This is a genomic window from Massilia forsythiae (genome assembly GCF_012849555.1).
GTDB lineage: Bacteria > Pseudomonadota > Gammaproteobacteria > Burkholderiales > Burkholderiaceae_D > Telluria > Telluria forsythiae.
Genome location: NZ_CP051685.1, coordinates 5,538,986 through 5,561,275, shown reverse-complemented (window position 1 = coordinate 5,561,275; position 22,290 = coordinate 5,538,986). Strand labels below are relative to the sequence as shown.

At 68.6% G+C, this 22,290-nt stretch carries 15 protein-coding genes and 1 pseudogene; 10 read left to right on the top strand and 6 right to left on the bottom strand.

Features of this window, described 5'->3' with window-relative positions:
* Nucleotides 1-112 precede the first annotated feature (112 nt).
* On the bottom strand, nt 113-2,998 hold the full coding sequence (locus tag HH212_RS23295) for an insulinase family protein (protein ID WP_170204664.1): 2,886 nt from the start codon (nt 2,996-2,998) through the stop codon (nt 113-115).
* Between the two features lie 27 nt (nt 2,999-3,025).
* Entirely contained in the window at nt 3,026-3,361 is a 336-nt protein-coding gene (locus HH212_RS23290; RefSeq protein WP_170204663.1) for a DUF2288 domain-containing protein, read from the bottom strand.
* Between the two features lie 139 nt (nt 3,362-3,500).
* On the opposite strand from HH212_RS23290, the gene HH212_RS23285 reads away from it, so the two are divergent.
* The gene (locus tag HH212_RS23285) at nt 3,501-4,793 is read left to right on the top strand and encodes an MFS transporter (protein ID WP_170204662.1); all 1,293 of its coding nucleotides are present in this window, start codon (nt 3,501-3,503) and stop codon (nt 4,791-4,793) included.
* A 59-nt stretch (nt 4,794-4,852) separates the two neighbouring features.
* Here HH212_RS23285 and HH212_RS23280 read toward each other — a convergent pair whose 3' ends face one another.
* Both HH212_RS23280 and HH212_RS23275 read right to left on the bottom strand, forming a co-directional pair.
* Nucleotides 4,853-5,560 carry an RES family NAD+ phosphorylase gene (locus HH212_RS23280; protein ID WP_170204661.1) on the bottom strand — a complete coding sequence of 236 codons (708 nt, stop codon included), beginning with the start codon at nt 5,558-5,560 and terminating at the stop codon, nt 4,853-4,855.
* Nucleotides 5,561-5,785, bottom strand: a pseudogene (locus tag HH212_RS23275) (antitoxin Xre/MbcA/ParS toxin-binding domain-containing protein); the annotation flags it as partial. It abuts the gene before it with no gap.
* Nucleotides 5,786-5,863: 78 nt separating this feature from the next.
* Between HH212_RS23275 and HH212_RS23270 the strand changes: the two are divergent.
* From HH212_RS23270 to HH212_RS23260, 3 genes are all read left to right on the top strand, one after another.
* Nucleotides 5,864-6,343, top strand: a complete 480-nt coding sequence (locus tag HH212_RS23270) for a YybH family protein (RefSeq protein ID WP_229217427.1) — start codon at nt 5,864-5,866, stop codon at nt 6,341-6,343.
* 489 nt (nt 6,344-6,832) lie between these two features.
* Entirely contained in the window at nt 6,833-8,620 is a 1,788-nt protein-coding gene (locus HH212_RS23265; RefSeq protein ID WP_229217426.1) for a glycoside hydrolase family 16 protein, read from the top strand.
* A 158-nt stretch (nt 8,621-8,778) separates the two neighbouring features.
* Nucleotides 8,779-9,378 carry a PEP-CTERM sorting domain-containing protein gene (locus tag HH212_RS23260; protein WP_170204660.1) on the top strand — a complete coding sequence of 200 codons (600 nt, stop codon included), beginning with the start codon at nt 8,779-8,781 and terminating at the stop codon, nt 9,376-9,378.
* Between the two features lie 34 nt (nt 9,379-9,412).
* On the opposite strand, the gene recJ is transcribed toward HH212_RS23260, so the two are convergent.
* Together recJ and HH212_RS23250 are read right to left on the bottom strand one after the other, a co-directional pair.
* Complete coding sequence (gene recJ, locus HH212_RS23255) at nt 9,413-11,062, bottom strand: single-stranded-DNA-specific exonuclease RecJ (RefSeq protein WP_170205637.1); 1,650 nt, start codon at nt 11,060-11,062, stop codon at nt 9,413-9,415.
* A 44-nt stretch (nt 11,063-11,106) separates the two neighbouring features.
* Nucleotides 11,107-12,177, bottom strand: a complete 1,071-nt coding sequence (locus tag HH212_RS23250) for a hypothetical protein (RefSeq protein ID WP_170204659.1) — start codon at nt 12,175-12,177, stop codon at nt 11,107-11,109.
* A gap of 166 nt (nt 12,178-12,343) precedes the next feature.
* On the opposite strand from HH212_RS23250, the gene HH212_RS23245 reads away from it, so the two are divergent.
* From HH212_RS23245 to HH212_RS27860, 6 genes are all read left to right on the top strand, one after another.
* Nucleotides 12,344-13,609: a lipoprotein-releasing ABC transporter permease subunit gene (locus tag HH212_RS23245; protein ID WP_170204658.1), complete on the top strand. Its 1,266-nt coding sequence runs from the start codon at nt 12,344-12,346 to the stop codon at nt 13,607-13,609.
* Nucleotides 13,602-14,330, top strand: coding sequence for a lipoprotein-releasing ABC transporter ATP-binding protein LolD (gene lolD / locus HH212_RS23240; protein WP_170204657.1), 729 nt, complete (start codon nt 13,602-13,604; stop codon nt 14,328-14,330). The genes HH212_RS23245 and lolD overlap by 8 nt, the downstream gene beginning before the upstream one ends.
* A 12-nt stretch (nt 14,331-14,342) precedes the next feature.
* Nucleotides 14,343-15,146: a TatD family hydrolase gene (locus HH212_RS23235; RefSeq protein ID WP_170204656.1), complete on the top strand. Its 804-nt coding sequence runs from the start codon at nt 14,343-14,345 to the stop codon at nt 15,144-15,146.
* 569 nt (nt 15,147-15,715) lie between these two features.
* Nucleotides 15,716-18,574: a type VI secretion system Vgr family protein gene (locus HH212_RS23230; RefSeq protein WP_229217425.1), complete on the top strand. Its 2,859-nt coding sequence runs from the start codon at nt 15,716-15,718 to the stop codon at nt 18,572-18,574.
* 50 nt (nt 18,575-18,624) lie between these two features.
* Nucleotides 18,625-20,295, top strand: a complete 1,671-nt coding sequence (locus HH212_RS23225; RefSeq protein ID WP_170204655.1) for an esterase/lipase family protein — start codon at nt 18,625-18,627, stop codon at nt 20,293-20,295.
* 19 nt (nt 20,296-20,314) lie between these two features.
* Nucleotides 20,315-22,264 (top strand): T6SS immunity protein Tli4 family protein, encoded by a 1,950-nt coding sequence (locus HH212_RS27860; protein WP_370663889.1) that lies wholly within the window; start codon nt 20,315-20,317, stop codon nt 22,262-22,264.
* Nucleotides 22,265-22,290 lie beyond the last annotated feature (26 nt).

Genomic DNA, 22,290 nt, shown 5'->3' with positions numbered 1-22,290 from the left:
TGCGGCGCCGCCGATGAGCATTGTGACAAAATTCCGGCGATCGCGCCGAATCCGGAACGCGATCCGTGCGCGCCGGGCGCGCAGTGTTGCCGAGTGTTGCCGAGTGTTGCTATTACGCAGTCGGCGCGGCCGCCATGGCGGCCAGGTCGAGCGCCGTCATCCCGGCCAGGTCCTGGCCGGCGGCGCCGACAAAGGCGGCGCGGCTGGCGGCGGCCGGCGCCAGCCAGGTGCGCGCGGCGGCGCCGATCTGCGCCGCGGTGCAGGCCAGCACCGCCGCGCGCCATCCCTGGCGCAGCGCCGGCGTGACGCCCGCGCGCCGCGCCTGCCAGGCGTAAATAGCTTCCCGCTGCGGCGGCAGCGGCCGGTCCAGCGCCTTGATCGCGCCGACGATGGCTTCCTCGATCGATTCCGGGTCCAGGTCGCCGTGCGCGAGAGTGTCCAGCGCGGCCATGAAATCCGCATAGGTGCCGGCCAGGCGCGGGTCGTGCACGGAAGCGAGGGCGAACACGCGCGCGTCGCCGTCGTACTGCGCATGGGCGCCGTAGGCGCCGCCCCGTTCGCGCAGGGAGCGGTGCAGCCAGGCCGTCATCAGTTCGGCCGCCACCGCCAGCGGCGCGGCGTCCGGGTGCGCGATGCCGGGCGCGCGCCATGCCATCGCGCAGTGGTTGACCTGGCCGCCCCCCAGCAAGGCCAGGTTGGCGGCCGGCTGTCGCGGCACGGGCGCGGCGGCCGCCTGCCGGACCGGCGCCGCGCCGAAGGCGTCCGGCGCCGCCAGCAGGCGCGCCAGCGCGCGCGCCGCCGCGCCGCTGCCGATGCATAGCCGCGCCGGCGCCGCCGCCGTGACCTGCGCGTGCAGGGCCGCGAGGCGCGCCGCCAGCCGCGCCATGCCGTCCGGCGTGCGGCACAGCCGTCCCAGCGCGGCGTGGAACGGCAGCGCGTCGATGCCGTCGACCGCGTTCCAGAAACGGCGCGCCGCCGACAGCGGCGCACATGCGGCCAGCATGGCGACGTCCCTGCCGGCACCGCTCACGCCCTCCATGCGCTGCCGCACCGCGCGCTCGACCAGGAAGGCCAGGCGCGCCGTTTCGTCGAAGCGCACACCGGCGGCGCTGGCCGCCAGCAGGTCCGCCAGCGCCGCCTCGTCGCCCTCCAGGCCGGCGGCGCAGAACGCGATGTCGATGTGCAGGCCGCCGTCCTGCGCCGCAGCGGTGTCGATGCCGACCCGGAATTCCGGCGCCGCCGCGCGCCGCCAGGCAGCGGCAGCGCGAAAATCGCGCGCGCCCACGCCCAGCTCGGGCAGCACCCGCACGTACAGGGCCAGCCACGGCCAGTCGTCCGCCGGCAGGTGCGAGACGTCGTACAGCACCCTGGCATGGGTGATGCCGTTGGTGGCCGCCTCGACCACCCAGGCGCCGCCGTCCAGGCGCTCCACCGCCGGCAGCGGCCGCGCGCGGGCGTCGATGTCGCCGGGGCGGATGCGCGGCAGCAGTGCCTTGTCGGCCGCCAGCGCCTGGCGCGCGGCCAGCGCCGCGGCGTCGGCTTCGATGCGGGCGCGTTCGGCACCGGGCAGCGCCGCCTGGCGCGCCGCCAGGGCTTGCTGTTGCGCCGCCGCGCGCGCCGCGAAATAAGCGCCGTCCGGCACCACGTGGGTGTCCAGGCGGGTGGGGTTGTCGAGCAGCGCGCGCACCAGGCCCTTGAAGAAGCCGGGGTCGCCCACGCGCGCATCGAGCACCGCCAGGGCCGGCGCATTGTCGAACCCGTCCAGCACGTCGCCCCCGTACAACGCCAGCGGCAGGGCCTGCAGCAGGCGGCGCAGCGCGAACGGCGTGTGGCCGCCGCCGTCGGTGTCGCGCTGGCGGTAGCGCAGGTCGCGCAGCGCGCAGCGCAGCACCGGCTCGGCGACGCCGGCGGCAGCCACCCGCTCCAGGGTGGACAGGATCAGGCGCCGCGCATCGTCGACCCGCGCCGCGTCCAGGCCCTCCATGCCGACGTGGAACACCATCTGGCGCATGTCGGTGTCCAGCCCGGCCAGGCGTGCCGGCCGCCCGAAGCCCGCCGCTTCCAGCGCCGCGCGCAGCGGGGCGGCGGCGTCGCCGAGCAATCCGGCCCACAGCAGTTCGGCGCTGCAGCGGCCCAGGGCGTCGCCGGTCTCGCCCAGCACCCAGGCCAGTTGCAGGCCGTGCCCGCCCGGCTGCCCGTCTTGCGCCGGAATGCGCAGCTGCTGCGCGCGCGCCGCCGTCCAGGCGCAGGCCAGCGCCGGCAGCAGGCGCTCCGCCCGCCCGGCCTGCAGTGCCGGCACGCACGCGGCGATGCGCTCCTGGATCTGCGCCGGCGCGATCCGGCCCGCGCTCATGAACACCGCCTGCGACGGGTGATAATGGCGCGCGTGGAAGGCGCGCAGCATGGTGTGGCTCAGGCCGGGTATCGCCAGCGGATCGCCACCCGGATCGGCCGCGTACCCGGTGCCCTTGAACAGCGCGGCGACAACGCCGTGGCGCAGCGCATGCATCGGATCGGCCATGGCGCCCTGCATTTCGCTGAGCACCACGCCGCGCAAGGCGAGCTTCCCGTCCTCCAGCACGTGGCGCCAGCCTTCCTGCAGGAAGTCCAGGTAGTCCAGCGTCGGGTGGAAGCAGGCGTCCAGGTAGACGTCGAGCAGGTTGAAGAAATCGCGCCGGTCGGTGCTGGCGAACAGGTAGGCGGTACGGTCGGCATGGGTGCGCGCGTTCATGTGCGTGGCCAGCGAGCGGCGCAGCATCGCGAAGAAGGGCGCGCGCACCGGAAAGCGCCGCGAGCCGCTCAGGGCCAGATGTTCGAGGATGTGGGCGCGGCCGTCGCTGGTGTCGAGCAGGGTGGGAAAGCCAGCCAGAAACGCGCTTTCCTGCGCCTCGGTGGCCATGTGCACGTGGCGCGCGCCCGAGCGCCGGTCGACGTATTGTTCGATGGTGGCCCGCAGTGCGGGCACGGCGTGGCTGCCGGTGTGTTCGAAGCCGTGCATCGGTGTCTCCTCGCCCCGGGTGCGCCGTCAGTGCAGTTGCTGCTTCTCCGGCTGCACCAGCACGAACGGGCTGACCACCGACGCCCACAACTGCACGCCGGCGGCCTGCCAGGTCTGCGCCTGGACGTCGGACACCTTGGCCAGCTTGCCTTCGCCCATCCAGCGCGCCACGTGTTCCTTGTCGTCGTGGGCGATGCGCAGCGCCACTTCCACCAGGTCCAGTTCCTCGCTCACCCAGATCACCACGCCGTGGGCGAAATGGCGCTCCAGTTCCGGCCACGCGATGCGCGCGGTTTCGCGGTTGATCTTGTCGTGCAGTTCGCTGTCCTTCAGCGGGTCGAGTTTGTCGGCGGTCTGGCTCATGATGCTGGTGTGCTTGTAATGACGTTGTCCGCAGTGGCGCGGAAACGCTCATGGTAACCGATCGCCGGGCGCGTGCGCGTGCAACGCCGATGGACGCTTGCGGGTATGCTGCATGCCTTTGTCAGTCTCAGGAACGTTCATGACCACCACCCGGCAAGCCTCGTCTCCGCTCGCGACCATCCTGCGCGTTACCAGCGGCAACTTCCTCGAAATGTTCGATTTCTTCCTGTACGGCTTCTACGCCACCTACATCGCGAAGACCTTTTTCCCCTCCGGTAACGACTACATCTCGCTGATGCTGACCTTCGTCACCTTCGGCGCCGGCTTCCTGATGCGCCCGCTCGGAGCGGTCATTCTGGGCAGCTACATCGACCGCGTCGGCCGCCGCACCGGCCTGATCGTCACGCTCGCCATCATGGCCTGCGGCACCATCCTGATCGCCTTCGTGCCGGGCTACGCGACCATCGGCCTGGCGGCGCCGGCGCTGGTGCTGGTCGGCCGCCTGCTGCAGGGCTTCTCGGCCGGCGTCGAACTGGGCGGCGTCTCGGTGTACCTGGCCGAGATGGCCGGACCCGGCCAGAAGGGCTTTTACGTGAGCTGGCAATCGGCCAGCCAGCAGGCCGCCATCATGGCGGCGGCGCTGCTGGGCTACCTGCTCAACCAGAACCTGGCGCCGGCGCTGGTCAGCGACTGGGGCTGGCGCATCCCGTTCTTCGTCGGCTGCATGATCGTGCCGGTGGTGTTCGTGATCCGCCGCTCGCTGCAGGAAACCGAGGCCTTCAAGGCGCGGAAGCACCATCCGTCGTTCCGCGAGATCCTGAAGTCGATCGCCGACAACTGGCGCCTGGTGCTGCTGGGGATGATGCTGGTGGTGATGACCACCGTCTCGTTCTACCTGATCACCGTGTATGCGCCGACCTTCGGCAAGAGCGTGCTCAAGCTGAGCGCGGCGGACAGCCTGCTGGTGACCTTCTGCATCGGCCTGTCCAACTTCATCTGGCTGCCGCTGATGGGCGCGCTGTCCGACCGCGTCGGCCGCTGGCCGCTGCTGGTGGGGTTCACGGTGCTGCCGATCCTGACCGCCCATCCGGTGCTGTCCTGGCTGGTGCACAACACGACCTTCGCGCACATGCTGGAAGCGGAGCTGTGGCTTTCCTTCATGTACGCCAGCTACAACGGCGCGGCCGTGGTGGCGCTCACCGAGATCATGCCGGCGCACGTGCGCACGGTCGGCTTTTCGCTGGCCTACAGCCTGGCCACCGCGATCTTCGGCGGCTTCACGCCGGTGGTGTCGACCTGGCTGATCGAGGCCACCGGCGACAAGGCGGCGCCGGGCTACTGGATGGCGGCGGCCGCGGCCTGCGGCCTGGTGGCGGCGCTGGTGCTGTACCGCCCGTGGGCCGGCCCGCGCATGCAGCCGAGCGCCGGCTGAGCGCTGCCGGCGCGCCGGACGGGCAGCTGCCCAGGGCGCCTCCGTCCGAACCGCCCCGGTCAAGCCGCTTCGATCAGCGGCTGCGGCGACCCGGCCCAGGTGAGCCGGTAGGCCGCGCCCTTGCGCACGTTGCCGACCAGGGCCGGGCGGAAGCACGCCAGGTTGGTGCCGCCGGCGTGGCGCACGCTCGGGTAGACGATGCCCATCGAGCCCAGCTCCAGCAATTCCTGCGCCAGCGCCTGCGAGGCCACGTAGCTGCCCGGGTCGAGGCAGGGGGCCCAGGCGCCGGCGCCGCCTTCCGCGCCATCCGCACCGCGCAGGTCGTGGAAGACGGCGCTGAAGTCGGCCAGCAGGCACTGGTAGCCGACGCTGTCGTCGAAGCGCCGGATCTCCTGGTACTCGACCGTCTTGTGGAAGGCGACTTCGGCGAGCGCGGTCTCGACCTCGAAGGCGCAATACCAGGCGCCGCGCTCGCCGTCGTTGAAGCGGCTGCCTTCCGGACGCGCGTAGGTGTAGGCGGCGTTGATCATGCGGAAGTTGGGCACGCCGAACACCAGCTCGTCCATGCCGATGCCGGGCAGCAGGCCGGATTCGCCGCGCAGGCGTTCGTTGGTGGCGTTGTCGAGGTCGAACAGGTCGCGCAGCAGCGCATCGTCGCCGCCGGCCAGCGGCGTCAGCACCGAATCCTCGACGTCGGCGAAGCGCGACGGGATCAAACGGCAGGTGTCGTAGCGGCGCAGCAGGCTCAGGCGGGGAAGGGGCGTCATCTACAGGCCTCCGCGGCGCGCGTCGAGCAGGCGCCGCACCGTCTGCATCGCCAGCAGGCCGCCGCCGAGCATGGCCGCCAGCGGGCTGCGCCCGTTGAACACCGCATTCGCGTTCGGCAGGCGCACCCATTCGTCGGCCAGCTTGTCGCCGTACAGGATGTGCAGCGCCTTATAGATGCCGAGCAGGTAGGAGATGCGCGTGATGCGGTCGACCTCGAGCAGGCGGAGTGATTGCAAGGCGCTTGATCAAAGCGGATCGCCGTGACAGAATTGCCCGATTGGCAATCGAAACCCGGAGGCGTCGTGCGTCTGTTGTCGATCGGCGTGTTATGCATCAGCGTGCTGATGCTGGCCACCACCGGCGCCATGCGCGTCTCGAACGCCGACCTCAGGGTGCAGGTGGCGGACACCGAGCGCGCCTTCGCCGCCACCATGCGCGCGCGCGATTTCGACGCCTTCGGCGCATTCCTCGCCGATGAAGCCGTGTTCCTGTCGGGAGACACGGTACTGCGCGGCCATGACGCGGTCGCGCGCGAGTGGCGCCGGTTCTACGACGGCGAGCACGCGCCGTTCACCTGGGCGCCGGACCGGGTCGAGGTGGTGGCGTCGGGCACGCTGGCCTACAGCAGCGGCCCGGTCTATGGCGGCGACGGCAGGCAGGTCGGGCGTTTCGATTCGATCTGGCGGCTGGAGGCGCCGGGGCGATGGCGCATCGTGTTCGAGCGCAGCGAGTGCCTGGCCGGCGTCGCCGCATCGTGCGCCGATGCCTGCCCGCGCCGCTGACCGGGCGTCCGGCCCTGGCCCGTCCGGCGAGGCGCCTTGCGCACGGGATGACTCTTGCTCCTGCAATGCCCCCAGCGCCGCCCACGGCGCTTCTTCGGCCGCCTGATGCTGCAAAGCCTTGCGTACCCGGGAAGTGAACGCGTGGCCGGTATGGCAGCGGTAGCGCGCGTCAAATCGCGCCTGGCGCATAGCGCTCGCCGATGGCGCCGGAATGCGAAGTACGGCCGCCCGGTGGGCGCGCTGCTGCCCAGGGCGCCGGTCGACCCGCCGGCTGCGACGACGCCGCGACATCGCGATGGAGTAAAACAACACGGCGCACGCCGGATTTGACGCTTCATGCAAATAAGAATATATTTTACATTCACATTTGGAAAGGTTTCCAAATAGTGCCATCGGAAAGTCATTCGAGACCAGCGTTCGAAGCTGGCAAGCCGTGGTAGCGCCGCCCGGCGCTGTCACATTTTCTTTGGAGTGGAACGAGGAGTCGACGTGAACAAACAACACGAATATCGTCAGCTGAAGTCGAATTACAAATGGAAACCTTTCCACGCGGCGCTTGCCGGCGCCTTGCTGGCGTGCGGCGCCCAGGCCATGGCCAGCGTCACCAGCCCGGCCATCGGGCAACTGCTGTGGTCGGAAGAGTTCAACGGCAGCACCCTGGACAGCAAGACCTGGACCGCCACCGACGGCAACGGCTGCCAGATCAACCTGTGCGGCTACGGCAACGCCGAGCTGGAGTACTACAGCCCGAACAACCTGTCGATCGTCAACGTGCCGTTCGAGTCCGGCACGCGTGCACTGGCGATCCGCGCCCAGAGCCAGACCGTGGGCAGCAACGTCTTCACCTCCGGCAAGATCGACAGCAAGGGCAAGGTGCAGGTGCAGTACGGCATGATCGAGATCCGCATGGCCACGCCCAACATCGCCACCGGCCTGTGGCCGGCTGCCTGGATGCTGGGCGTCAGCCCGCAGACCTGGCCGCGCAACGGCGAGATCGACATCATGGAGATGGGCCACAAGGCAGCCTCGCGCAGCGGCTCCGGCGCCACCTCGGCCAATAACTTCGTCGGCTCCAACGTGATCACCTGGCAGCAGGCCGCCTGCGTGCCGGGCAACGAAAGCTGCGCCGCCTCGACCGCCTGGCAGACCAAGAACTGGTACGCGCCGTCGGCCTCGCTGGCCAACCGCTTCGTCACCTACCGCCTGTACTGGACCGAAAGCGAAATGCGCTTTACCACTGTCGACAACGGCGTCGAGTACAACATGTACGACAAGCCGCTGCCGGTCAATTCGACCGCGCTGCAGTCGCCGTTCTACCTGCTGCTGAACCTGGCCGTGGGCGGCAACTTCACCGACGCCGCCAGTCCGGGCCAGGTCACGGCGCCGCTGCCGGGCACCATGTACGTCGACTACGTGCGCGTCTACCAGCTGGACGGCAAGGGCACCGTCAAGCTCGGCAACCAGACCGTGCCGGAAGTCGGCAACTTCGGCGTGTTCACCGACACCACCGCCGTCAACAACAAGCTGGTGGCCGGCACCACCTCCGACATCTTCCTGTGGAACGGCGCCTCGACAGGGGCCGGCAACACGCCGCCGGCGGAAGGCAGCAACGTGATCGCCTGGAACTACACCGCCCCCGGCCAGTGGTTCGGCGGCGGCATCCAGGCGCGCCAGGCGGTCGACCTGTCGAACTTCCGCAACGGCACGCTGAAGTTCCGCATCAAGATCCCGGCCAACGTGTCGTTCAACATCGGCGTGGGCGACACCTACACCAACCAGAACTGGGTCAACTTCCCGGCCAATACCACCGCCTACGGCCTGGTGCGCAACGGCGAGTGGGCCACCGCCAGCGTGCCGGTGTCGGCCCTGCTCGGCACCAAGGTGGCGGCGCAGTCGCTGCTCGACGTCTTCATGATTTCGAGCGACGCCAACAAGCTGCCGGCCTCGAGCTTTCAGTTCGCGATCGACGACGTGGTCTACCTGTCGGGCACCTCGACCACGACGCCGCCGGTGACGAGCACCGGCCCGACCTCGGTCACCCAGACCTCGGCCACCACGCTGCAGTTCAACACCACCACCGGCAGCTGGGCCGACGTGCACTACACCGTCAACGGCGGCGCCCAGCAGAACGTGCGCATGCGGCTGGACGGCAGCACCAATTCGTACAGCGCCGGCGGCCTGAAGATCGGCGATGTGGTGCGCTACAGCTTCACCTACTGGGATGCGGCGCGCAATGGCGGGGTGGATACGGCGCAGCAGAGCTATACGATGAAATGACGATGAACTGAGCGCCGGCGCAGGCGCCCGCGGCACCGCGAGGGACCGCGGGCGCTTTTTCGCGCCGGCGCACGAAAAAGCCGGTGCGGCGAAGGCACGCACACGCCCGCCGGCGACCCTCGTCACCGGGCCATACCAACAAATTGAAGGAGACTTCCATGCCACTGAATGCAATCCGCAAGATGCTCGCCGGCGTGTCCCTGTTCGCATGCGCCTCGGTATTCGCGGCGCCGTTGACGGTGAACCTCGCCGGCATCCAGAGCAACGGCATCGCCGGCAATCCGGACAACACGGTGCAGACCTACGACGTCGGCGCCAATGCCACCATCACCAGCATCGCGTATGCGGTCGGCCTGAGCGCGTTCGGTACGAGTTGGCTGTCCGACATCGGGCTGGCGTTCACCAATTCGGACGGCACCGGCGTCCTGTTCAATCCGGGCCTGGGCAACGACGGTCCCGGTACGGCAAGCTATGCCGGGAATATCGACCTGGCCGACCTCGGCCTGGACTTCAACGTCGGCGCCGACGGCATCCTGCGCCTGGAGTTCTACGATTACTACGACGACCTGGCCGGCGCCGACGGGCGCTGGGACAGCGGCGCGATCACCTTCGGGGTGGCGTCGGCCACGACGCAGGACGTGCCCGAGCCGGCGACGGCCTTGCTGCTGGGCGGAGGACTGGCGCTGATGGGCTATGCCGGTCGCCGCAAGGCGTCGAACGGCGCGGCGTCGAACGGCGCGGCGCCGGCCGGGCGCTGAGGTCGCAAGCCGCGGGCCGGGGTGCGGGCCGCCGTCACGCCGGCTCGGCGTGCTCCACCAGCAGCTGCACCTTGGTCACGCCGTTGTACTCGTTGGCGTCGAGCCGGAACGCCACCCGCGCCTTGTCGCCCAGCGCATCGACGTGGCCGAACCAGATCGCGTCGTAGCGGCGGCCGTTGCGTTCCAGCAGCAGTTTCAGGTGCTTGTCCTTCAGGATGCGCTGGCTGACCACGCGGAACTCGTCGACGAACACCGGCGGCGCGAAGCCCTGGCCCCACACCTGGCCGTCGACCAGCTCGATGAACTGGGTCGAATAGAAATCGTCTTCCAGCGGGCCGTCGGTCTCGACCACGCGTTCCAGCTGGGCTTCCGTCAGCCAGGCGCGCCCGACCGCTTCGAAAGCCTGGGTGAAGGTGTCGAAGTGCTCGCCGCGGATGGTCAGTCCGGCCGCCATCGCGTGGCCGCCGAACTTGTCGATCAGGCCGGGTACGCGCTTGGACACCAGGTCGAGCGCGTCGCGCATGTGGAAACCGGGGATCGAGCGTCCCGAACCCTTGATCCAGCCGTCGCCGGCCGGGGCGAATGTGATGGTCGGGCGATAGAACTTTTCCTTCAGGCGCGAGGCGACGATGCCGATCACGCCCTGGTGCCAGCCGTCGTCGAACACGGCGATGGTGCTGGCGTCGGCCGGGCTGAAGTCGTCCAGGTGCAGCAGCGCGGTGCCCTGCATGTCGGCCTCGATCTCGCGCCGCTTGAGGTTGATCTCGTTGAGCTGCTGGGCGATGGCCCAGGCGCGGCCCTCGTCGTCGGTGGTCAGGCACTCGATCCCGAGCGACATGTCTTGCAGGCGGCCGGCGGCGTTCAGGCGCGGACCGAGCGCGAAGCCGAGATCGAACGGCGAGGCGGTGCGCGCCTCGCGCCCGGCCACCCGGAACAGCGCCGCCACGCCGGCATGCATGCGTCCGGCGCGCATGCGCTTCAGGCCCTGCGCCACCAGGATACGGTTGTTGGTGTCGAGCTTCACCACGTCGGCCACGGTGCCCAGCGCCACCAGGTCGAGCAGGCTGTCCAGCTTGGGCTGGCTTTGCGCGTCGAACGTGCCGCGCTTGCGCAGTTCGGCGCGCAGCGCCAGCAGCACGTAGAACACCACGCCGACGCCGGCCAGGTTCTTGCTCGGGAAGCCGCATTCGGGCTGGTTCGGGTTGACGATCACGCGCGCGTCCGGCAGGCGCTCGCCGGGCAGGTGGTGGTCGGTGACCACGACCTCGATGCCGCGCCGCCTGGCCGCTTCCACGCCGTCGATGCTGGCGATGCCGTTGTCGACGGTGAGGATGATGTCCGGCGCCTTTTCGCGCGCGGTCAGCTCGACGATCTCGGGCGTCAGGCCGTAGCCGTACTCGAAGCGGTTGGGGACGATGAAGTCGACCTCGGCGCCCATCGCGCGCAGGCCGCGCAGCGCGACCGCGCAGGCGGTGGCGCCGTCGCAATCGTAGTCGGCGACGATGGTCATCTTCTTGCGGTCCTGGATCGCGTCGGCCAGGTAGGCGGCGGCGGCGTCGATCTGCAGCAGGGCGCCGGGCGGCACCAGCGCCTGCAGCTCGCTGGCCAGTTCGCGCGGGTCGGACAGGCCGCGCGCGGCGAACACGCGCGCCAGCACGGGATGGATGCCGCCCTGGCGCAGCATTTCGGATTGGCGTACCGGGCAGGGGCGGATGGCGATGCGGGTCTTCAAGTCAGTGCTTCCAGGGTCGGACGGCGCCAGAACTTGCGCTGCGCCATCGGGGTGGTAACGGTTTCCAGGGCGCCGTCGCGGTGGCTCAGCACCAGGCGCAACTGCTTGACGCGGCCGGTTTTGACGGCCTCCAGCAGCGGCGCGAACAGTTCGGTTTCCAGGCGCGTCATTTCGCGCAGCCAGCCGTCCCAGTCCGCGGCGATGGCCGGCGCCGTGACGCTGCCGCACACCAGGACGGTTTCATCGCCGCCTTCGCCGTCCAACTGGACGGCGAAGGCGGATGGCGACTCAAGGCGGCGCGTGGCGAGCGCGTCGAGCCAGGCGGGCACGGCGTGGGTGACCAGCGCCGGGGGCGCGCCCAGGCGGCGCCGGGCGCCGGCCACCAGCTTATGGGCCTGCTCGGTGGCCAGGCTGGCGCCACCCCAGGGCCAGATCGAATTGATCGCCTGGCGCCCGCGCGCCTCGCGCGCTGCGTTGACCGGATGCGTGTACCAGGTCACCTGCACGTCGTTCTGCAGCTTGCGGAAGGCGCGCGCCTTGTCGCCGGTCGGCATCCAGTCGGTCAGGTTCATGCCGACCGCGGCGTCCGGCGTGGCGGTGCGCAGGTCGTCCCAGGCGTCGGCGCGCAGGAACCAGGTGTCGGCGGCGCCGTAGAGGAGCCGGTAGCCGCTGTCCGCGATCGAGGGCAGGGCGGCTTCGAACAGGGCGCGGCCTTCGTCCTCGCGCAGGTCGAGCCCGCGCAGGTCGTCCATCATGAGGTGGGTGCGCGCGATCTGGATGTGGGTCGGATTGACCACGAACCAGGTACCGTCTTCCGGATCGAGCCCGTAGCCGCGCATGACGCCGGTCGCCAGCGCCGGTTCGACGCCGCGCATCAGGCCGAGCGCATCGGCGATCCACAGCTCGTGCGGCAAGGCGCGCGCGTTCGGCGGCAACGGGTGGAACCGGTGCTGCGCCGTGCGCGACAACAGCGCTGCCAGCGCCGGCGCTTGCAGGACACGGATCAGGTCGGCGGCGAATTCGGGGACGGGGAGGGCGAACGGCAGGACAAGCGTAATAGGGGCCATGGCGTATTGTAGGACATCTGCCGCGCATACGCGAAGCGCCTGTCTTCGACGGCATGGCAAGCCGTCAAAAGTTGTTCCAATTGTGACAATCCGCCACGCGCAGGATGTTTGTGTGGCAAACTGCGGGACCGACAGTATCCAGCTCCGCATCGAACCCACGGAATCCATGAGCATCATCCACAAAATGCCGTACGAATGGCTGGTCGGCCTGCGCTACACGCGCGCCGGCAAGCGCAGCAGCCGCAACAGTTTTATTTCCTTCATTTCCCTGATCTCGGTGTCCGGCATCGCGCTCGGCGTGGCCGCGCTGATCGTGGTGCTGTCGGTCATGAACGGCTTCCAGAAGGAAGTCACCGACCGCATGCTGTCGGTGCTGGCCCACATCGAAGTGTTCGACGCCTCCGGCAGCATGCCCAACTGGCGCCAGGCCGAACAGGAAGCCTTCCGCAACCCGGCGGTGCGCGGCGCCGCGCCCTTCGTCGAAACACAGGGCCTGCTGCTGCGCGACGACGTGATGAAACCGTCGGTCATCCGCGGCATCCTGCCGTCCGAAGAGCACAAGGTGTCGGACGTGGCCAAGCAGATCCGCCAGGGCAGCCTGGACGCATTGAAGCCGGGCGAATTCAACATCGTGCTCGGCTACGTGCTGGCGCGCTCGCTCGGCGTGCAGGTGGGCGACAAGATCACCATGATGCTGGCCCAGGGCCAGACCACGCCGGCCGGCATGGTGCCGCGCACGCGCAGCTTCACCGTGGCCGGCATCTTCGAAGCGGGCCACTACGAGTTCGACTCGGGCATGGCCTTCATCAACATCGAGGACGCCCAGCGCATGGAGCGCCTGGCCGCGCCCAACGGCCTGCGCCTGCGCGTCGCCGACATGCACCAGGCGCCGCTGATCGCGCAGGAACTGAAAAAGACCATGTCGGGCGACTTGTTCATGCGCGACTGGTCGAAGATGAACGCCACCTGGTTCGCCGCCGTGCAGACCGAGAAGCGCATGATGTTCATCATCCTGACCCTGATCATCGCGGTGGCCGCGTTCAACCTGGTGTCGACGCTGGTCATGACCGTGACCGACAAGCAGGCCGACATCGCCATCCTGCGCACGCTCGGTTCCTCGCCGCGTTCGATCATGAAGATCTTCATGATCCAGGGCGCGCTGGTCGGCATCATGGGCACGTTCGTGGGCGTCGGCCTGGGCGTGCTGGTGGCGCTGAACATCGACGTCATCGTGCCCTTCATCGAGCACCTGCTGGGCGTGCAATTCCTGTCCAAGGACATCTACCTGATCAGCGAGATGCCGTCCGACCTGCGCTGGCCGGACGTTTTCAAGATCGGCGGCGTCTCCGTGCTGCTGGCGTTCGTCGCCACCATCTACCCGAGCTTCGCGGCCTCGCGCGTCAAACCGGCGGAGGCGCTGCGCTATGAATGACATGACGTATCAATCCACTCAGACCGCCGGCGCACAGGCCGGCACTACACCGGTGCTGTCCTGCCGCGGCGTCGGCAAGACCTTCGTCCAGGGCGACTACAAGGTGCAGGTGCTGGGCCACGTCGACTTTGCGATCGGCCGCGGCGAGCGCGTGGCGATCGTCGGCGCCTCCGGTTCCGGCAAGTCGACGCTGCTGCACATCCTCGGCGGCCTGGACACCCCCAGCAGCGGCGCGGTCACGCTGCTGGGCGAGGACTTCGCGGCGCTGTCGGAAACCCGGCGCGGCGAGCTGCGCAATTCGTCGCTCGGCTTCGTCTACCAGTTCCACCACCTGCTGCCGGAATTCTCGGCGCTCGACAACGTCGCCATGCCGCTGTTGATCCGGCGCGTCAAGCGTCCGGAAGCCATCGCGCGCGCCGAAGCCATGCTGGCGCGCGTCGGATTGACCAGGCGCGCCATCCACCGTCCGGGCGAGCTCTCCGGCGGCGAACGCCAGCGCGTGGCCCTGGCGCGCGCGCTGGTGACCGAGCCGGCCTGCGTGCTGGCCGACGAGCCGACCGGCAACCTCGACACCGCCACGGCGCAGGGCATCTTCGACCTGATGCTGGAACTGTCGAAGAACCTCGGCACCGCCTTCGTCATCGTCACCCACGACCCCGGCCTGGCGACCCGCTGCGACCGCGTGCTGCGCCTGACCGAGCACGGCCTGCAGGCGGAATAGGAAACCGGCGCGATGTGGATCGACACCCACTGCCACCTGGATGCGCGCGAATTCGGCGCGCAGGCGCTGGACGTGGCCGCGCGCGCCGCTGCGCTGGGCACGTCGATGATCGTGATCCCCGCGGTCGAGCGCGGCAACTTCGGCATCGTCAAGGGATTGGCCGACGGCGCGCCGAACCTCAGCTATGCGCTCGGCATCCATCCGATCTGCGTGCCCAACGCACGCGACGAGGACCTGGTGCTGTTGCGGCGCCTGGTCGAGGAATCGCTGTCCGACCCGCGCTTCGTGGCGATCGGCGAGATCGGCCTGGATTACTTCATCCCCCTGCTGTGCGAGCCGGCGATGCGCGACAAGCAGGAACGCTTCCTGCGCGAGCAGCTGCGCATCGCGCGCGATTTCGGCCTGCCGGTGCTGACCCACGTGCGCCGCTCGCAAGACCAGGTATTGAAGCACCTGCGCCAGATCCGTCCGCCGTTCGGCATCGCGCACGCCTTCAACGGCAGTTTCCAGCAGGCGCAGACCTTCATCGACCTGGGTTTCCACCTCGGCTTCGGCGGCGCCATGACCTTTACGCGCGCGCTGCAGATCCGGCGCCTGGCGACGCAATTGCCGCTGGAGTCCATCGTGCTGGAAACCGATGCGCCGGACATCGCGCCGGCGTGGGTGCATCCGGCGCGCAACAGTCCGGAACAATTGCCGGCGATCGGTCGGGCGCTGGCCGAGTTGCGCGGCATCGATGCCGAGCACGTGCGAAGCGTGACCGGCCGCAACGCGCTGGCGGCGATTCCACGCTTGCATCCATTGCTGGAACAGTAAATCCATCGTTTCAGGCACTGCCTGAAACGACTCCCCGCGCAGGCGCACTACTGTCCAAGATAAGCGTTATCTCTGCATTAAGCGGGTTTTGTTGCTAGCAGTATTGTAAAAATCATTCCTAGCCAACAACTCGTCGTCCCCGCGAAGGCGGGGATAATGCCACTGGCATTATCCCCTCCATACTGAGCAAGAGAATTTGGTACTTAAAAGCAACCATAATGCTTCAAAAACCCTAATTTTTGGTACTCAGCATGGGTCCCCGCCTTCGCGGGGACGACGGTTTTTAGGCCAGCAATACTATCTTGGACAGTAGTGCGCGCAGGCGGGGACCCATACTGAGCATCCAGGAACGGCAAACATCAAGGCCGCGCCGTAGCACGACCACAATCGCCACCTTCTAGTTCCCGCTTCCTGTCAAAGTCCATTGCGCATGCCTGCACGGCGCATGCCGCGGTACGCCATCGATCCCGGATAGCCGCGCCGATTCTCCTGCGCTCTCCCAATCTTCCCGCACGGGAAGCATGGAAAAATGCTGTCTTCCGCGACAACGCGGCAACCATTCGGGAGGCATGGTGGATAGCGCGAGCGAGTTCTTGCGGGTGCTGCAGCACGAACAATCCCTGAGCACCGCGCATCGCCCGTTGCGCCTGCACCTGGCGCATGGCGGCCAATTGTCCGAGGACGTGCTGTTGCCGCAGCGGGTGATGGGCAGCGAAGCCATCTGCGGCGGCATCGACTACCGCGTCGCCTGCCTGGCCGGCACGCCGTCGCTGCCCCTCAAGGAACTGATCGCGCTGCCGGCGGAAATCCAGTTCGTCACCGACCGCGGCCAGCTGCGCAGCGTGTGCGGCATCGTCACCGAGGCGCGCGCCGGCGATGCCGACGGCGGCCTGGCGGCCTACGAGCTGGTGATCCGCGACGTGTTCGCCGTGATGGAAAAACGCAGCGGCAGCCGCATCTTCCGCTACCAGAACGAGCTCGAGATCGCGCAATTGCTGTGCGACGAATGGCGCCATTCGAACACCGTGCTGGCCAGCGCCTTCGAGCTGGAACTCGATCCGCTGTTCGACATGCGCCAGTTTCCGCCGCGCGAGCAGACCATGCAGTACAACGAGTCGGACGCCGCCTTCTTGCGGCGCCTGCTCAAGCGGCGCGGCGTGGCCTGGTACTTTCGGCCGGGACGCAGCCGCGGCAGCGCGGTCGACCCGCTGCACGACCGCACGCCGGCGCATACGCTGGTGCTGTTCAGCGACCCCAGCGGCCTGGCCCGCAACGCCGCCGGCAGCGTGCGCTACCACCGCGACGGCGTCGCCGACGGCCGCGATACCGTCACCTCGTGGAGCGCCGCGCGCCGCCTGCAGCCGGGCGTAACCACGCGCCACAGCTGGGATTACAAGAACCCGGCCGGTCCGCAGTTCATGACGGCCAGCGCGCGCAGCAACGCCGACCAGGGTGCCAGCGGCAACCGGCTGGCGGCGACGCTGGACGACTACCTGATCGACGTGCCGCACGTCGGCAACGACGTCGAAGACCACTGGCGCCTCGGGCACGTGCGCATGCACCGCCACGAATTCGCCTCCAAGTGCTTCCAGGGCGAAGGCAGCGTGCGCGACTTCTGCGCCGGCCAGTATTTTTCGCTGGAAGGCCATCCCGAAATCGATACCCATGCCGCGGCCGAGCGCGAATTCGTCGTCACCGAACTGCACATCGTGGCCGACAACAACCTGCCGCGCGGCCTCGACCTGCGCGCCGCGCGCCTGCTGCACGACGCGGGCTGGCCGGGCCACGACTGGCCGGGCCACGACTGGCCGGGCCGCGAACCGGCGGCTGCTTCCCGAACGCGCGGACGCGGCGCCGGCGCGCGCGTGCACATCGCCTTCACGGCGGTGCGCCGCGGCGTGCCGATCGTGCCGGACTTCGATCCGCGCACCGACTTGCCGCACCCGCAGCTGCAGAGCGCGCTGGTGGTGGGCCCGGCGGGCGAGGACGTGCATTGCGACGCCATGGGGCGGGTGAAGATCCGCTTTCCCGGCATGCGCGCCGCCGACCACCGCCACGCGCACGGCGCCGGCGCCTCCGATTCGCCGGCCGATTCGGCCTGGGTGCGCGTCGCCTCGAACTGGGCCGGCAACGGCAACGGCAGCCAGCACCAGTCCGGCGCCGTCGGCCTGCCGCGCGTCGGCACCGAGGTGCTGGTGGCTTTCCTCGGCGGCGACCCGGACCGGCCGATCGTGCTGGCGCAGCTGTACAACGGCCGCGCCGCGCCGCCGGCCTTCAGCGCCCACGGCGACCTGCCCGGCAACCGCTACCTGTCCGGCACCCGCACGCGCGAAATCCGCGGCCAGCGTGGCAACCAGTTGCGCTTCGACGACACCCGCGGCGAGATCGGCGCCCAGCTGGCCAGCGACCACGCCGCGTCGGAATTGAACCTGGGCTGGCTGACCCGTCCGCGCGCCGGCGGCGCCGCCACCCCGCGCGGCGAGGGCGCCGAACTGCGCAGCGACGCCGCGGTGGCGCTGCGCGGCGCCAGGGGCGTGCTGATCAGCGCCGAAGCCAGCCCCGATGCCGAAGGCGGGCAGCTGGCGCGTGCCGGCCTGGTCGGGCTGGCCGAGGTGATGCAAAGCATCCTGGAAGAGGTCGGCCGGCTGGCCGCCGTGCACACCGGCGACCAGCCGGCCACCGAGCGCCTGGCCGCGCTGGCCGACAAGCTGCGCCACTGGGACCAGGGCAGCAACGCGGCCGGCGGCGCCGGCAAGGCCGCCGGGCAGGGCGGCGCCCCGATCCTGGCCGCCACCGCGCCGGCCGGCGTGCTGGTCGCCAGCAGCGACAACCTGGCGCTGGGTGCCGCCAGCAAGGTCGACGTGGTCAGCGCCGGCGACACCGAGATCGCCGGCGGGCGCAACGTGTTCGTGCGCGCGCTGCGCAGCCTGAGCCTGTTCGCCCACGAACTCGGCGTGCGCCTGGTCGCCGGGCGCGGCGATATCGTCGTGCACACGCACCAGGGCCACATCGAGATCAAGTCGGCCGGCAAGATCACGCTGGTCGCCGCCGAGGGCATCGAACTGGACGCGCCGAGCGTCAAGGTGGTGGCGTCCGGCGCCCAGACCGACTGGGCCGGCGGCGCCATCACCCACCAGAGCAGCGGCGCGCAGGTCATGAAGGGCGCCGGCTTCGTGCACCTGGGGCCGGGCGCCGCCGCCCCGCAGGGCGTGACGCTGCCGGGTTCCAGCCTGCGCACCGACGAATACGTGGTGCTGCGCCACCAGCAGACCGGCAAGCCGGTGCCGAACCAGCGCTACCGTGCCACGCTCGACGACGGCCGCGTGGTCAGCGGCCGCACCGACGAGATGGGCCGCACGGCCCTGCTGATCGGCGACACCCTGGGCAAGGTCGCCATGGCCTTCCTCCCCGACGAGCCGGCCGCCTGAGTCGTCATCCAGTCGTCCAACATTCATCCACTTCACCATACGGAGCGCGCATGGCCGATCCCGTTCGCCCCTTGCCCAACCTCATCCCGCAATCCGACGGCAGCTGGACCGGGCAAACGATGCTGACCCCGACCTCGTTCACCACGCGCGGCCTGTTCACCATGCCGTCGAAGAAGGTGGTGCCGGTGATCGTGGTGCCGGGGATCATGGGATCGAACCTGCGGGCGGCGACCAGTCCGGCCAGGCGCGCCAACAAGGCGCTCAATCCGGGCGAAGAGGCGTGGCGGGCGCCGAACGGGACTCTCGCCGGGTTGACCGCAGCCCGCCTGTGGAAGGCGCGTAGCGCCAAGATGCGCCAACAGATCCTGGACGGGGCGACGCTGGAAGTCGACACCCGCGGCGAGATCGATCTGCCGGGCGATGCGGGCAGCTACGGCACGTCGATGGAAGAAGTGCGCAAGCGCGGCTGGGGCGAAGTCCATTGGGATTCCTACGGCAAATTGCTGTACGGCTTGAGCATTTGCCTGAACCGTACCTTCGAAGAGCATGCACCCGACCAGCCGCGCGTCGTGCGGCGCCACTGGAAGGACGTGATGGAATGCGATCCGGCGCGCTGGGGCGTGCGCGCGATCGATCACGTCACCGAACAGGAGCTGGAAAAGCATGCCGATTACCATTATCCGGTGTACGCATGCGGCTACAACTGGCTGGAATCCTGCGAAGATTCGGCCAATATCCTGCGCGATCGCATCCAAAAGATCATTGCGTTCTGGAAGGGTTGCCGACACGACTGCAAGCAGGTGATCCTGGTGACGCATTCGATGGGCGGCCTGGTGGCGCGCGCCTGCGCCAAGCAGATACCGGACCAGATCCTGGGCATTGTCCATGGCGTGATGCCGGCGCTAGGCGCGCCCGTGTGCTATCGCCGCATCGCCTGCGGCACCGAGGCGTCCAGCCCCGGCAACGGCAAGATCGCCGACAAGGAAGCCGAATGCGTGGCCGACATTCTGGGTTCGACGCGCGAGGCAACGATGGCCGTCATGGCGACTTCGCCCGGTGCGCTGCAACTGCTGCCGAATCACCTGTATCCGCAGCCCTGGCTGCACGTCTACATCGTCAGCCAGGTCAACAACAAAGACACGGGGCGCGACGTGGTGCACTTGCCGACCGAAAATCCATATGACTTGTATCGCGACATGGCGTCCTGGTACAGGTTGGTCGATCCGACGTTGGCCGACCCGGCAAACAAATATGGCGGCAGTGTACTCAAGGCGACTCAAGGCATACTGAATGCGATCGACAACGCGGAACGTTTTCATCGGGAAATGTTAGGTTCCTATTACCACCCGAACAGCTATGGTTTCTATGGCGCCGATCCGCAACACATGTCGTTCGGTGCCGTGCGCTGGGTTGCGCGCGATCCTAAAAAAGGCGCAGTGTTTACGGAAGCAAATCTGCGAAAGGCAGCCCAGGCCGGCTATGGCACGTCAGGTAGCCGGCGTGTCCGTGTCGAACAGCGTACCGACCTGCAGTTCATTCCGGCGCGCCAGGATGCGGCTGGTGACGGTACGGTGCCGCAGCAGTCGGGAGCAGGACCGACCGGCAAGGTTCGACAAGTATTCGAAATGCGTGGTTTCGATCACCAAGGCGCCTTCAACGACGATGCCATTTTGTTGCTGACTCGCCATCTTATCGTCAAGATCGTGCAGACACTGCCATGAAGCGGATGCGCAAACCTGGATGGTGGATGCTTGTCGTCCTGCTGGCGATTCTCGCGTGTGCGGGACGCTGGCCAGCAGGCCAGAGTCACCGTGTCCACGACCGAACTGGGGTGACGAGGATGACCGGAACCGACAAGGCTTTGTGCGTTGGCCGTTTGCTGATCGATATTCCAGCGCAATCCCTCCTGCCATACGCCCATCATTCGATCGCCAAGCGGCATTAAAAGTTGCCATGATGCGAATAAGGAAACACGGATGGCGCGGAGTCATCGTCTTGCTGGCGGCCCTGGTCTGCGCGGGGAGTTGGGGGGCCAGCCAGATTCGCAGCATGCGGGACAGATCCGAGGTAGCGAAAATGACTGAAAACATGAAAACGGTATGTGTCGGGCGGTTCCTGGTCGACGTACCGGTCCAGGCGGAAGTGAGTCTTTCTCGCGAAATGATCGATGGATTCGAAATCGAAAAGAGGGAAGAAAGCGAAACGGCATTTCACGAGCGCGTGGCAGCGCGCGCAGCCGATATCGATGCACAAGCCGCAAAAGACCCTGCAAGGAGAACGAGCGGCATGCTTGAAGCGCGCGACCTGGCAATACCCGGTATGGCGGGCCGCAGCCTGGTTTATGGGCGTACACGTAGTTACTATTTCGAAGGAGAGCGCCGAATCGACACCGAATGGGTGTCGGTCGAGGTTCACGCCCACAAGGAAGGTTGGAGTTTCTCTCTCTCGGCAAAGTTTGCAGACGAAACAAGCGCGCGCGCGGCCGAAGCACTCCTTGCGCGTCTTCGGTTGCGCGGCGAAGACGACATTCCCGCAGTAGCCGGCTTCTGCATCGGGCGCGCAGTATTCGCCGAACCGCTGCCTCCACACAAGACCGAGCACATCGCCATGCACATCGGCCTGCCCGATCACCCCGACCTCGGCATGGCATTCGCAAGCCTGCCCGGCGGCGGCACCAGCCGCACCCTCCTGGAACGCTACGCCGACATGGACGCCGACGCCGGCGCCGACGAACTGCTGCGCGTGACCAGGCTGCGCACCGGCAAGCGCGACATCGACGCGCTCGCCGGCGAGGAAGTGCTGGAACGCGTGCGCGAGTTCAACTTCGCCACCACCTTCGGCTTCGTGTGGGAAGCGCAGGGCGTCAAGGACGATCCCTTGCGGCCTTTCCTGTCGCTCGAGCTGCATGCGGGGATCAGCGCCGAGCCGGGCGGCAAGCCGCGCGATTCGAGCCTGCACGAAGACGCCGTGCTGGCGCTGTGGGACTGCATCTCGTCCAGCATCCGCCTGCGCCCGGGCGGCCCGCCGCCCTCCGGACCATCCGGGCCGGCCGAGCCGCCGGGACCGAAACTGGGCGCGGTCGCCAGCGCCGGCGACACCTGCCCGCAATCCGGCTGGTGGCAATGCAACGAAGGCGGCCCCGATGTCGGCGTGCAGGGCGGCCAGGTGCAGTACATCCGCAAGGGCGAGCGCATGCCGCAGCCGCTGCTGCTGCCAAGGCAGACGCTGTGGCAAAAGGTGCGGCGCATCCAGTCCAGCGTCGAGCCGGAGCGCCTGGCCGCCTGGAAGCTGGTCGACAAGCGCCTGTGGCCGCGCATGGTGCCGCTGGTGGCGCTGGCGCAGCCCGGGATGCCGCCCATGCCGGGCGATGCCGGCGCCGGCAAGCCGCCGGTGGCACTGCTCGGCACCCAGGTGCGTACCGGCGAGCCTTGTCCGGCGAGCGGCTGGTGGCGTTGCGAGGAATCGCACGCGCTGGACGGCACGCGCTGGTTCGCGCACGGCAGCCTGCTGCCGGCGGCAACCTTCCAGGTGCCGGCCAGCGTGTTCGGACACGCGGCGGGACCGGAAGCGATCCGGCGCCGCAGCGTGTGGCAGCTGGTGCGGCAGATGGAGCCGGCGCCGCCGCGGGAAACGGCGCCGGCCGACGTCGCCGCCGCCGGCATCCTCGGCGAGCCGCCGGCGCTGGCGTGAGGGCGCGCGTCGCATCCATGCCGGCG

Bases quoted from the DNA above. Each gene is read 5' to 3' on its own strand.
- HH212_RS23295 (WP_170204664.1), bottom strand. From the start codon at position 2,998: ATGCACGGCTTCGAACACACCGGCAGCCACGCCGTGCCCGCACTGCGG.
- HH212_RS23290 (WP_170204663.1), bottom strand. From the start codon at position 3,361: ATGAGCCAGACCGCCGACAAACTCGACCCGCTGAAGGACAGCGAACTG.
- HH212_RS23285 (WP_170204662.1), top strand. From the start codon at position 3,501: ATGACCACCACCCGGCAAGCCTCGTCTCCGCTCGCGACCATCCTGCGC.
- HH212_RS23280 (WP_170204661.1), bottom strand. From the start codon at position 5,560: ATGACGCCCCTTCCCCGCCTGAGCCTGCTGCGCCGCTACGACACCTGC.
- HH212_RS23260 (WP_170204660.1), top strand. From the start codon at position 8,779: ATGCCACTGAATGCAATCCGCAAGATGCTCGCCGGCGTGTCCCTGTTC.
- recJ (WP_170205637.1), bottom strand. From the start codon at position 11,062: ATGCTGCGCCAGGGCGGCATCCATCCCGTGCTGGCGCGCGTGTTCGCC.
- HH212_RS23250 (WP_170204659.1), bottom strand. From the start codon at position 12,177: ATGGCCCCTATTACGCTTGTCCTGCCGTTCGCCCTCCCCGTCCCCGAA.
- HH212_RS23245 (WP_170204658.1), top strand. From the start codon at position 12,344: ATGAGCATCATCCACAAAATGCCGTACGAATGGCTGGTCGGCCTGCGC.
- lolD (WP_170204657.1), top strand. From the start codon at position 13,602: ATGAATGACATGACGTATCAATCCACTCAGACCGCCGGCGCACAGGCC.
- HH212_RS23235 (WP_170204656.1), top strand. From the start codon at position 14,343: ATGTGGATCGACACCCACTGCCACCTGGATGCGCGCGAATTCGGCGCG.
- HH212_RS23230 (WP_229217425.1), top strand. From the start codon at position 15,716: ATGGTGGATAGCGCGAGCGAGTTCTTGCGGGTGCTGCAGCACGAACAA.
- HH212_RS23225 (WP_170204655.1), top strand. From the start codon at position 18,625: ATGGCCGATCCCGTTCGCCCCTTGCCCAACCTCATCCCGCAATCCGAC.
- HH212_RS27860 (WP_370663889.1), top strand. From the start codon at position 20,315: ATGGTGGATGCTTGTCGTCCTGCTGGCGATTCTCGCGTGTGCGGGACG.